Consider the following 11,794-nt stretch of genomic DNA (forward strand, 5'->3'; position numbering starts at 1 on the left):
GCCGGCGATCGGACCGCTGCCGGGAGGAGGGCCGTCAGGCTCCCGGAGCCGGGCTGAGCACGTCGTCGAGGTCGACGTCCGCCACGACCACGTCGCCGGAGTCGTCGACGCCGACGATGCGCAGTGCCCCGTCGACGATCGCGAAGTCGTGCCGGGAGCCGTTGCCGACCGAGACGCCGTGCACGGGGAGGTCCTCGCTGCTGAGCGCCCGGATCAGGCTGCCGATGACCGCACCGTGCGTGGCGACGACGACGGACGCGTCGGGGAAGCGCTCGGCCACCTCGAGCAGCGCGGCGGTCGCCCGCTCGACGACCTCGGCGCGGGTCTCGCAGCCGGGGATCGGCGCGCGCTCGATGCCTCCGGGGAAGCGCTCGGCGAGCTCGGGACCGGTCATCCCCTCCGCCTCGCCGTAGGCGCGCTCGGCCAGGCCCGGCACCGCCAGCGGCTCGTCGAGTCCGAGACCGCGCGCGATGATCGCTCCGGTGTCGAAGGCGCGCTGCAGCGGACTGGCGACCACCGCGTCGAAGCGCCGGTCGGCGAGCAGCCGCGCCGCCGCCCGCGCCTGGGCGCGCCCGGTCGCGTTGAGCGGGATGTCGCTCCTGCCCTGGATGCGCCGGGCGGCGTTCCAGTCGGTCTGGCCGTGGCGGACGAGGGTGAGCTGGGTCACAGGGGCCTCTCGGGAGGTCGGGTGCGGAGCGGGCGGGAGCTCAGAGGGCGGCGGTGCGGCGCGCGGGCAGGCGCTCGGCGAGCTCGCGGAGCACCTCGCTGGTGCCGCCGTCGATCTTGATGCTCGCGCGCGAGTCGCCCTTGGTGGTGCCGCGGTTGACGATCACGATCGGCATCCGGGCGCGACGGGCGATCTCGAGGAAGCGGATGCCGGAGTTGACCACGAGCGACGAGCCGGCCACGAGCAGGGCGTCGGCGCCCGCGACGATGGCGCGCGCCTCCTCGAACCGCTCGGTCGGGATGAACTCGCCGAAGAAGACGATGTCCGGCTTCAGGATCCCGCCGCAGACCGTGCACTCGGGGACGGTCATCGCCGAGACGTCGTGGACCTCGGCGTCGCCGTCGGGGTTGAGGGAGGAGACGTCGGGGTCGTCGAGCCAGGGGTTGAGCGCCTCGATCCGCTCGGCCACCGCGTCGCGGGCGAAGTACTGGCCGCAGGTCATGCAGCGCACACGGTCCGCCGAGCCGTGCAGATCCACCACACGGCGCGAGCCGGCCCGGACGTGCAGGCCGTCGACGTTCTGGGTGACGACGCCCGTGAGCAGGCCGCGCTCCTCGAGCCGGGCCAGGGCCCTGTGGCCGTCGTTGGGGAGCGTGCTGGTGAAGCGGCGCCAGCCGAGCTGGCTGCCGGCCCAGTACCGGCGGCGGTAGTCGGGATCGGCGACGAACTGGGAGTAGGTCATCGGGCTGCGCACCGGGGCCCCGGCTCCGCGGTAGTCGGGTATGCCCGAGTCGGTGCTCATGCCCGCGCCGGTGACGGCGGCGATGCGGCGCCCGCTGAGGAGTTCGACGGCCTGCTCGACCGCGAGCGCCTCGGGGCCCTCGGCGACCGGTGTCGGACTCGACTCCATCCGCGCCTCCTTCGAGGGCCGTTCGAGCGGCCCCTGGACGAGTTTAGTCCGCGCCGTGCCCTAGATTGCCGGGATGCCGATCGTGCACATCACCGACCTCGACCACCCGCTCCTCGCCGACTACCACCGCCTCACCGACGTGGCGCTGCGGCGGGTGCTGGAGCCGGAGGGCGGTCTGTACATCGCCGAGTCGGCCAAGGTGATCGAGCGGGCGCTCGACGCCGGGCACCGCCCCCGCTCGGTCCTGGTGCAGGAGAAGCGGCTGCCGGACGCGGCCGGGGTGCTCGAGCGTCACCCCGAGGTGCCGGTCTTCGTGGCGCCGGATCCGCTGATCGAGGAGCTGACCGGGTTCCACCTCCACCGCGGAGCGCTCGCCTCGATGCACCGTCCGCCGCTGCGGCCGATGGCCGAGCTGCTGGAGGGCGCGCGCCTCGTCGTGATCCTGGAGGACCTGGTCGACCACACCAACGTCGGCGCCGTCTTCCGCGCCGCGGCCGGCATGGGCGCGGACGCGGTCCTCGTGACGCCGCGCTGCGCGGACCCCCTGTACCGTCGCAGCGTCCGGGTGAGCATGGGCACGGTCCTGCAGGTGCCGTGGACCCGCACCCCCGAGTGGGCACCGGCTCGCCGGGCTCTGGAGGAGGCCGGGTTCTCGGTCGCCGCGCTGGCGCTCGCTCCGGACGCGGTGCCGCTCGACGAGTACGCGGCGGCTCGCCCCGAGCGCGTCGCGATCGTCCTGGGCGCCGAGGGGGACGGGCTCAGCCGCGCGGCGCTGGACGCCTCGGACACCGTCGTCACCATCCCGATGCTGCACGGCGTCGACTCGCTCAACGTGGCCTCGGCGAGCGCCGTCGCACTGTGGGCGCTGACCCGCGGGCGCTGACCGCCGGGCTCCAGCGCTCGGCGGCCCGGTGGTGACCCGCCGCTGACGCTCGCGACGCGGGATCGGGGTCGGTGCCGCGCGTCACCCGCCGCGTCCGACGACGGGGCGGCGTCCGGGACGGGGGAGAGGCCCGCCCGTACGATGACGGGGTGACCTCCCCGACCCGATCCGACGACGCCCTCGACCTGTTCGGGGAGCCCGCCGCGCCGGAGCCGCGACCGCGTCGACGGCGCGGGGCGGTCGTCGCCGGTCTCGTCGCCGCGACCGTGCTGGTCGGCGGAGGCGGTGCCTACGCGACCAACGCGGCGACCGCGGAGCTGCCGACGGCGAGCGCCGTCGCGGTGCACCCCGACTCGAGCACCGTCGACGCGCCCGCTCCGGCCTGGCCGGCCTACGGCTCCGGCGCCGTGGCGGCCGTGGGCATCGACGGGACGGAGGAGGACGGGCTGCTCGCCCGCTACGGCTCCACCGGAACCGTGCCGACGGGGAGCATCGCCAAGGTCGTCACCGCTCTCGTCGTCCTCGCGGCGAAGCCGCTCGCGGAGGGGACGGACGGGGAGACCATCACCTTCACGAGCGCGGACGTGCAGTACTACAACGACACACTGGCCGAGAACGGCTCGAACGCTCCGGTCACCGCGGGTCTGCAGCTGACCGAGCGGGAGGCGCTGACCGCCATGATGCTCCCGTCCGCGAACAACTATGCGAAGTCCCTCGCGATCTGGGCGTACGGCTCGGAGGACGCCTTCCTCGCCGCGGCGCGCGGCTGGCTCGACGGGCAGGGGCTCGAGCGGACCTCCCTCGCCGACACCAGCGGGCTCTCGCCGGCGACGGTCAGCACGACGGCCGAGATGGTGCGCCTGGGCGAGCTGCTGATCGCGGACCCGGTGCTCGCTCCGATCGTCGCGATGCCGACCGCGGTCATCCCGGGGGTCGGCGAGGTCGACAACACCAACTCGCTCCTCGGCCGCTCGGGAGTGGACGGGATCAAGACGGGGACGACCGACGAGGCGGGCTCGTGCCTGCTGTTCTCGCTCGACGCGACCGTCGAGGGCCGGCCGGTCACCCTGGTCGGCGTGGTGGTGGGCGCGCGCACGCACCCGCAGCTCGCCGCGGACGTGCTGACCCTCGTCCCGACCGTCGAGGCGGGCTTCCGGACCGTCCCGCTGACCGTCGAGGGCCAGGACTACGGCACCCTCACCAGCGCGTGGGGGGAGACGGCGACGGCCGAGACTGCGGAGGCGCGGTCTGTGCTGGTGTGGGGCGCGGTCTCGACGACGACCACGGTCGCCCTCGATCCGCTCGAGACCGTCGCCGACGGCGAGCGCGTGGGGACCGCGACCGTCGACGTCAACGGCACCCCGTACGAGCTTCCCCTCGTCGCCGACGGGTCGATCGAGGACCCGGGCTTCGCCTGGCGCCTCGGCCACCCGGCCGAGCTGTTCGGCTGAGCGCGGGGCGAGCCGCCGCCTCCCGGGAGCGGATCAGGCCAGGGGATCCGCGGCCCTATCGCCGATGATCCGCACGCCCGCGGTCGCGATGTCCTCGGCGACCTCCTCCGGCGTCGCGTTGCCCGGCACGACCGATCCCGGCTCCGAGGCCGCGGGATCGGTGCTCCAGCGCTCGGCGGAGGGCCGCTTGGCGGTGATGAAGTCGCCGGAGGACTGGTGGCGGACGCGGCGCAGCACCCACGGCACGAGGTACTCCCGCGCCCACTGGATGTCCTCCGTGCGGGCGGCACGCCAGGTGCGGGCGTGCAGCGGCTCCGGGGCCAGGGGGCGCAGGTCGTTCTCGACGTTCAGCGACTCGAGGACCATGCGCGCGACCTCGTGGTGGCCGTGCGGGTTGAGATGCAGGCGGTCCGGCGCCCACATCCGCACGTCCTGGATCTCCTGGAGGGACCACTGGTCGGCGACGATGCAGTCGTACCGCTTGGCCAGCGCCCGCAGGTTCTCGTTGTAGATCGCGACCTTCCCGCGGATCCGTCCGAACACGGGGGAGAAGCCCACATCCACTCCGGTGAAGAGGACGACGGTCGCCCCGTCGGAGCGGAGCCGGGCGAGGCCCGACTCGAAGCGGGACGCGATGTCGTCCGGGTCGGTCCCCGGGCGGATGACGTCGTTCCCGCCCGCGGAGATGGTGATGAGGTCGGGGCGCAGCTCCAGGGCGGGCTCGACCTGCTCGTCGACGATCTGCTGCAGGAGGCGGCCGCGGACCGCCAGGTTGGCGTAGGCGAAGTCCTCGTTCTGGCTGCCCAGGACCTCCGCCACGCGGTCCGCCCAGCCGCGGTGCCCGCCGGGGCTGCCGGGCTCGGGATCGCCGATCCCCTCGGTGAAGGAGTCGCCCAGGGCGACGTAGCGGGACCACGGGTGACGCTGCTCGACCATCCCTCCATCATGCTCCGCACCCGGCCGCCGGTGGCACGGCGCGACACGCCGTGCGCCTCCCGGCGGACCGCGGAGACCGAGCCGCTGTCGGTGGCGTCGGCTAGATTCGGTCCACGTGAACAGTCCCTCGAGCTTCGGTCATCAGGTCGGCACCTCCGCCGCTGAGCACCTGTCCCCGTCGTTCCCGGGCAGGGCGCCGTGGGGTACCGCGAACAAGCTCCGCGCCTGGCAGGCGGAGGCGCTCGAGGCCTACTTCCAGCACGAGCCGCGCGACTTCCTGGCCGCCGCGACCCCGGGCGCGGGCAAGACCACCTTCGCGCTGCGGCTGGCCGCCGAGCTGCTGCACAACCGCACGGTCGACCGGATCACCGTGGTCGCGCCGACGGAGCACCTCAAGCGCCAGTGGGCCGAGGCCGCGCACCGCGTCGGCATCCGCCTGGACCCGACCTTCACCAACCGCATGGGCCGCCACGCCCGCCACTACCACGGCGTCGCCGTCACCTACGCGCAGGTCGCCGTCCGCGCCGAGCTCCACCGCGAGCTCACCCTGTCCGGGCGCACCCTCGTCATCCTCGACGAGGTGCACCACGCCGGCGACGCGCTCAGCTGGGGCGACGCGGTGCGCGAGGCCTTCGAGCCCGCCGTCCGCCGGCTCTCGCTGACCGGGACGCCGTTCCGCTCGGACACGGCAGCGATCCCGTTCGTCAGCTACCTGCCGGACGAGGAGGGCATCCGCACCTCGCTCACCGACTACGCCTACGGCTACGGCCGCGCGCTCGCGGACGGCGTCGTCCGGCCGGTGCTGTTCATGGTCTACGCCGGGCAGATGCGCTGGAAGTCGAAGGCCGGCGACGAGATGGAGGCGCGGCTCGGCGAGGGCAACACCAAGGACATCACCTCGCAGGCCTGGCGGACCGCGCTGGACCCGAAGGGCGACTGGATCCCCTCGGTCCTCCGCGCCGCGAACACCCGCCTCACCGAGGTGCGGCGCGCCGTGCCCGACGCCGGCGGCCTGGTCATCGCGACCGACCACTACACCGCGCGCGCCTACGCCGCGATGCTCCGCGAGATCAGCGGCGAGACCGTCACCGTCGTGCTCTCCGACGAGAAGGAGGCGAGCGACCGGATCGAGGAGTTCGCGAAGGACACCAGTCGCTGGATGGTCGCGGTCCGCATGGTCTCCGAGGGCGTCGACGTGCCGAGGCTCGCCGTCGGCGTCTACGCGACATCGGCGTCGACTCCTCTGTTCTTCGCCCAGGCGATCGGCCGCTTCGTGCGCGCGCGACGCCGCGGCGAGACCGCCTCGGTGTTCCTCCCGAACGTGCCCGGCCTGCTCGCGCTGGCGGGCTCGATGGAGCTGCAGCGCGATCACGCCCTCGACCGCAGGACCTCCGACGACGAGGAGTACCCCGAGGCCGATCTGATGGCCGACGCCGAGCGCAGCGACAAGGCGTCCTCGGATCTCCTGGAGGAGGGCCGCTTCGAGTCGATCGGCTCGGCCGCCACCTTCGACCGCGTCGTCTACGAGGGCGCCGAGTTCGGGATGGAGGTCGAGGTCGAGAGCGAGGAGGAGCTCGACTTCATCGGCCTGCCGGGGCTCCTCGAGCCCGACCAGGTGCGGGAGCTGCTCCAGCACCGGCAGCAGCGGCAGGCCAAGCGCGCCGGCAGCCGCGCGGGGGCGGCGGCCCCGGCCGAGCCGGCGAGCGAGATCCCGGCACCGCTCTACCGCACGCTCAAGGAGCAGCGCAGCCTGCTCAACTCCCTGGTCGGCCTGTGGGCGCGGGGGACGGGCGAGTCGCACGGCCAGGTGCACACCGAGCTGCGCCGGCTCTGCGGCGGACCCGCGGTGGCGCAGGCGAGCGTGACCCAGCTGCAGGCGCGGATCGATCTCCTGCGGCGCAGGCTCGGCTCGCACTGATCGCGGTGAGGCGCCCCGGTACGTGGCGCCGCGCTCTCGACGACGGAGCCGATCGCTGCTCCCGCCCAGCCCGGCCGGCCCCTCCGCGCGCGCCGGACAGTCCCTCCGGCGCGTTCTAGCCGATGCACCCGGCGCGGCGCCAGCCCTCCCCGGCGGACCGGGCGCGACCGTACTGTTCGAGCGTGACCCACCGGAACGACCTGCCCGCTCACGCGCCCGCAGGACGAACCGGACGGCGGTTCCGGCCGCCGGTCGTGACCACCGGAGGAGGACCGCGCGATGAGCGCTGACCGTCAGGGGAATGCTCGAGACACGCTCGCTAAGCTGAGCAGTCGGTCCGTTGCGGAAGTGACGGACCATCACCCCCGACGTCGGGCATCCGCAGACCGCACATCGGCGTCTCCCGGACTGCCCGAGAACAATCCCCTGAGGAGTCTCGTGGAGACCTGGCCCGGAACCGCCTACCCGTTGGGCGCGACGTTCGACGGAAGCGGCACGAACTTCGCCCTGTTCAGCGAGATCGCCGAGCGCGTCGAGCTGTGCCTCTTCGAGGAGGACGGCACCGAGACGCGCGTCGAGATCCAGGAGTCGGACGCCTACGTCTGGCACTGCTACCTCCCGCAGGTCCAGCCGGGCCAGCGCTACGGCTTCCGCATCCACGGACCGTACGACCCCGATGCCGGCCACCGCTGCAACCCGAACAAGCTGCTGCTGGACCCCTACGCGAAGGCGATCTCGGGGGAGATCGACTGGGACCAGTCCCTCTTCTCGTACACCTTCGGCGACCCGGACTCGACGAACGACGAGGACTCGGCGCCGCACATGATGATGGGCGTTGTCATCAACCCCTTCTTCGACTGGGCCGGTGACCGCCGCCCGCGCACCTCCTACGACAGCACCGTGATCTACGAGGCGCACGTGAAGGGGCTCACCAAGACGCACCCCGACGTGCCGGAGGAGCTCCGCGGCACCTACGCCGGAGTCGCCCACCCCGCGGTGATCGACCACCTCAAGCACCTGGGCGTCTCGGCGATCGAGCTCATGCCCGTGCACCAGTTCGTGAACGACTCCACGCTGATGGACAAGGGCCTCTCGAACTACTGGGGCTACAACACGATCGGCTTCTTCGCACCGCAGAACACCTACTCCTCCACGGGCGACCAGGGCCAGCAGGTCCAGGAGTTCAAGAGCATGGTGAAGGCGCTCCACGCGGCCGGCATCGAGGTCATCCTCGACGTGGTCTACAACCACACGGCGGAGGGCAACCACCTCGGCCCCACGCTGTCGTTCCGCGGCATCGACAACGAGGCCTACTACCGCCTCGTCGACGACGACAAGCGCTACTACATGGACTACACCGGCACCGGGAACACCCTGAACGTGCGCCACCCGCATTCGCTGCAGCTCATCATGGACTCGCTGCGGTACTGGGTGACGGAGATGCGCGTCGACGGCTTCCGCTTCGACCTCGCCTCGGCGCTCGCACGCGAGTTCTACGACGTCGACCGGCTCTCCACCTTCTTCGAGCTCGTCCAGCAGGACCCGGTGGTCTCGCAGGTGAAGCTGATCGCCGAGCCGTGGGACGTCGGGCCCGGCGGCTACCAGGTGGGCAACTTCCCGCCCCAGTGGACGGAGTGGAACGGCAAGTACCGCGATACGGTCCGCGACTTCTGGCGCGGCGAACCGTCGACGCTGGGGGAGTTCGCCTCGCGCCTCACCGGCTCGGCCGACCTCTACGCGCACTCGGGCCGCTACCCGGTCGCCTCGATCAACTTCGTCACGGCGCACGACGGCTTCACCCTCCGGGACCTGGTCTCGTACAACGAGAAGCACAACGACGCCAACGGCGAGGACGGCAACGACGGCGAGTCGCACAACCGCTCCTGGAACCACGGCGTGGAGGGGCCCACGGACGACCCGCGGGTGCTCGCGCTCCGGGCGCGCCAGCAGCGGAACTTCCTCGCGACGATGCTGATCTCCCAGGGCGTCCCGATGATCCTCCACGGCGACGAGCTGGGCCGGACCCAGAACGGCAACAACAACACCTACGCCCAGGACAGCGAGCTGGCCTGGATCGACTGGGCGCACGCCGACCGGCCGCTGCTCGAGTTCACCGCGGCGCTCATCCGCCTGCGCGCCGAGCACCCGACCTTCCGACGCATGCGCTTCTTCGACGGCCGCCCCGTCCTGCGCGGCGACGGCGAGCCCCTGCCCGACATCGTCTGGTTCACCGCCGCCGGCACCGAGATGTCCCCGTCCGACTGGGACTCCGGTCTCGGCCGATCGGTGGGCATCTACCTCAACGGCAACGGGATCCGCGAGCGCGACCAGCGCGGGCGCCCCGTCACCGACGACAGCTTCCTCCTGTACTTCAACGCCGACGACGTCGACGTCGAGTTCGCGATCCCGAGTGACGAGTACGCGCTCGAGTGGAGCGTCCTCGTCGACACCGCCGGCGCCGAGGCGGACTCGATCCCGCGTCCGGCGGGGGCGATGCTCACCGTCCAGGCGAAGTCGCTCGTCATCCTTCAGGAGCACAGCACCCCCGAGCCCGAGGTCGACCACTCGGTCGCCGCCTCGCTCGCGTCCCTGGCCGCCACCTCGGCCATCCCGATCGTCTCCTCGACGGGACCCACCAGCCCCCACGCCGAGTCGACCGACTCCGCGACCGCACCCTCGACAGGAGCCTGACGTGCGTCTGCCCGCCTCCACCTACCGCCTCCAGATCCGGTCGGCGTTCGACCTCGACGACGCCGCCCGCGTCGCCGACTACGTGCGCGCGCTCGGAGCGGACTGGCTGTACTTCTCGCCGCTGCTGAAGGCCGAGCCCGGCTCGGACCACGGCTACGACGTGGTGGACCACACCGAGGTCGATCCCGACCGCGGTGGCGCGGCCGGCCTGGCGAACGCCTCGGCCGCGGCGCGGGCGGAGGGCCTCGGCGTCCTCATCGACATCGTCCCCAACCACATGGGCGTCGCGACCCCGAGCGAGAACTCGTGGTGGTGGGACCTGCTGAGGAACGGGAAGTCCTCCCGCTACGCCACCGCCTTCGACATCGACTGGGGGGCGGGGGGCGGGAAGCTGCGCGTGCCGATCCTCGGCGACGGTGCGAGCGAGGGCGACAGCGACAGCGAGCTCGACGCGCTCGAGGTCGTCGGCGACGAGCTGCACTACTACGAGAACCGCCTGCCGATCGCGCCCGGCACCGCCGAGCCCGGCGACTCCGGCCGCACGGTGCACGAGCGCCAGAGCTACGAGCTCGTGAACTGGCGCCGCGCCGACGCCGAGCTGAACTACCGCCGCTTCTTCGCGGTGAACACCCTCGCCGCCATCACGGTCGAGCGGCCCGAGGTGTTCGACGCCTCGCACTCCGAGATCGTCCGCTGGTTCACCGAGGGGCTCGCAGACGGCCTGCGCGTCGACCACCCGGACGGCCTGGCCGACCCGGGCGGATACCTCGACGACCTGGCCCGCGCGATCGGCGGCGCGCCGATCTGGGTCGAGAAGATCCTCGAGGGCGACGAGGAGCTCCCGCCGCACTGGGCGACCGTCGGCACCACGGGCTACGACGCCCTGGCCGACGTCGACCGCATCCTGGTCGACCCCGACGCCCGCCCCGTGCTGGAGGGCCTCGACGCCGAGCTCACGGGGAAGGGCGCCCCGCTGCAGTGGGCCGACCTCATCCACGACACCAAGCGCGGCATCGCGGACGGGATCCTCCGCTCCGAGGTCCTGCGGCTGGCCCGCCTGATCCCCGGCATCGAGGGAGCGGACGACGCGCTGGCGGAGCTCCTGGCGACCTACCCGGTCTACCGCAGCTACCTCCCCTACGGAGCGGAGCACCTCGAGCACGCCCGCGTCGACGCCGTGCGCCGCCGCCCCGAGATCCGCGCGACCATCGACGAGGTCGCCGCGGCGCTCGGCGAGACCGGCACGCCGGTGTCCGTGCGCTTCCAGCAGACCTCCGGCATGGTGATGGCGAAGGGCGTCGAGGACACGGCGTTCTACCGCTTCAGCCGCCTCACCTCGCTGAACGAGGTCGGAGCGGACCCGGACGAGTTCGCGATCGACCTGGTCGAGTTCCACCGCCGCCAGGCCGTGCGCCAGGCCTCGTTCCCCGCCTCGCTCACCACGCTCTCGACCCACGACACGAAGCGCGGCGAGGACACCCGTGCCCGCATCACCGCACTGGCCGAGGACCCGGAGGCGTGGGCGGCGACGCTCCGCGAGCTCCACGACCTCGTCGGCTTCGGCGACGGCCCGATCGAGCACCTGCTCTGGGAGGCCGTCGTGGGGACCTGGCCCGCGAGCCGCGAGCGCCTGCACGCCTACGCCGAGAAGGCGTCGCGCGAGGCCGACGACTCGACGCACTGGACCGCTCCTGACGAGCAGTTCGAGAAGCGGATGCACGCGGCGATCGACGCGGCGTTCGACGAGCCCGCCGTCCGCCGGCTGGTCGAGCAGACCGTCGAGCGGGTGTCGGCCGCCGGCTGGTCGAACGGCCTCGCCGCGAAGCTCGTGCAGATCACCGCCCCGGGCATCCCGGACGTCTACCAGGGCAGCGAGCTCTGGGAGACCTCCCTCGTCGACCCGGACAACCGCCGCGAGGTCGACTTCGGGCAGCGTCGAGCGCTGCTGGAGCGGATCGACGGCGGCTGGAAGCCCGCGATCGACGCCGAGGGAGCCGCGAAGCTCCTCGTCACCTCGCGCGCCCTCCGGCTCCGCCGCGACCGCCCCGAGCTGTTCACCCGCTATGCCGCCGTCCCCGCGATCGGGCCCGCCGCCGAGCACGCGATCGCCTTCGACCGCGGCGGCGCGCTGACCGTCGCGACCCGGCTCCCCGAGGGCCTCGCCGCTTCGGGCGGGTGGAACGGCACGGTCGTGGTCCTGCCCGGGCACCCGATGGAGGACGTCCTGACCGGCCGCACCTTCGCGGGAGGAGTGACTCCGGTCGCCGAGATCCTCGCCGACTACCCCGTGGCACTGCTCGCCCCGGTCTCCTGACCGGTTCCGCCACCGCACCGCAGA

Annotated in this window: 8 protein-coding genes; 5 read left to right on the forward strand and 3 right to left on the reverse strand. The window is 72.8% G+C overall.

The features are described 5' to 3' along the window. Positions 1-34: 34 nt before the first annotated feature. Positions 35-667: a histidine phosphatase family protein gene (locus tag GSU40_RS07765; RefSeq protein ID WP_104232621.1), complete on the reverse strand. Its 633-nt coding sequence runs from the start codon at positions 665-667 to the stop codon at positions 35-37. Positions 668-707: 40 nt separating this feature from the next. Next, positions 708-1,577, reverse strand: a complete 870-nt coding sequence (locus tag GSU40_RS07770) for a Sir2 family NAD-dependent protein deacetylase (RefSeq protein WP_104250355.1) — start codon at positions 1,575-1,577, stop codon at positions 708-710. Positions 1,578-1,650: 73 nt separating this feature from the next. Between GSU40_RS07770 and GSU40_RS07775 the strand changes: the two genes are divergently transcribed. Continuing rightward, positions 1,651-2,460, forward strand: a complete 810-nt coding sequence (locus GSU40_RS07775) for an RNA methyltransferase (protein ID WP_104232619.1) — start codon at positions 1,651-1,653, stop codon at positions 2,458-2,460. A gap of 149 nt (positions 2,461-2,609) precedes the next feature. Further along, positions 2,610-3,911, forward strand: a complete 1,302-nt coding sequence (locus GSU40_RS07780) for a serine hydrolase (protein ID WP_160034322.1) — start codon at positions 2,610-2,612, stop codon at positions 3,909-3,911. A gap of 33 nt (positions 3,912-3,944) precedes the next feature. Here the strand turns inward: GSU40_RS07780 and GSU40_RS07785 are convergent, their stop codons facing one another. Next, on the reverse strand, positions 3,945-4,847 hold the full coding sequence (locus tag GSU40_RS07785) for an SGNH/GDSL hydrolase family protein (RefSeq protein ID WP_160034324.1): 903 nt from the start codon (positions 4,845-4,847) through the stop codon (positions 3,945-3,947). 115 nt (positions 4,848-4,962) lie between these two features. Here GSU40_RS07785 and GSU40_RS07790 point away from each other — a divergent pair, with 115 nt between their 5' ends. The 3 genes from GSU40_RS07790 (at position 4,963) to treY (ending at position 11,770) form a co-directional block, all read left to right on the forward strand. Then, on the forward strand, positions 4,963-6,765 hold the full coding sequence (locus GSU40_RS07790) for a DEAD/DEAH box helicase (protein WP_104237466.1): 1,803 nt from the start codon (positions 4,963-4,965) through the stop codon (positions 6,763-6,765). Between the two features lie 438 nt (positions 6,766-7,203). Next, on the forward strand, positions 7,204-9,456 hold the full coding sequence (gene glgX, locus GSU40_RS07795; protein WP_160034326.1) for a glycogen debranching protein GlgX: 2,253 nt from the start codon (positions 7,204-7,206) through the stop codon (positions 9,454-9,456). A 1-nt stretch (position 9,457) separates the two neighbouring features. After that, entirely contained in the window at positions 9,458-11,770 is a 2,313-nt protein-coding gene (gene treY, locus GSU40_RS07800) for a malto-oligosyltrehalose synthase (protein ID WP_160034328.1), read from the forward strand. The last annotated feature ends 24 nt before the right edge of the window (positions 11,771-11,794 follow it).

Source organism: Rathayibacter sp. VKM Ac-2805, from assembly GCF_009834265.1.
Lineage (GTDB): Bacteria > Actinomycetota > Actinomycetes > Actinomycetales > Microbacteriaceae > Rathayibacter.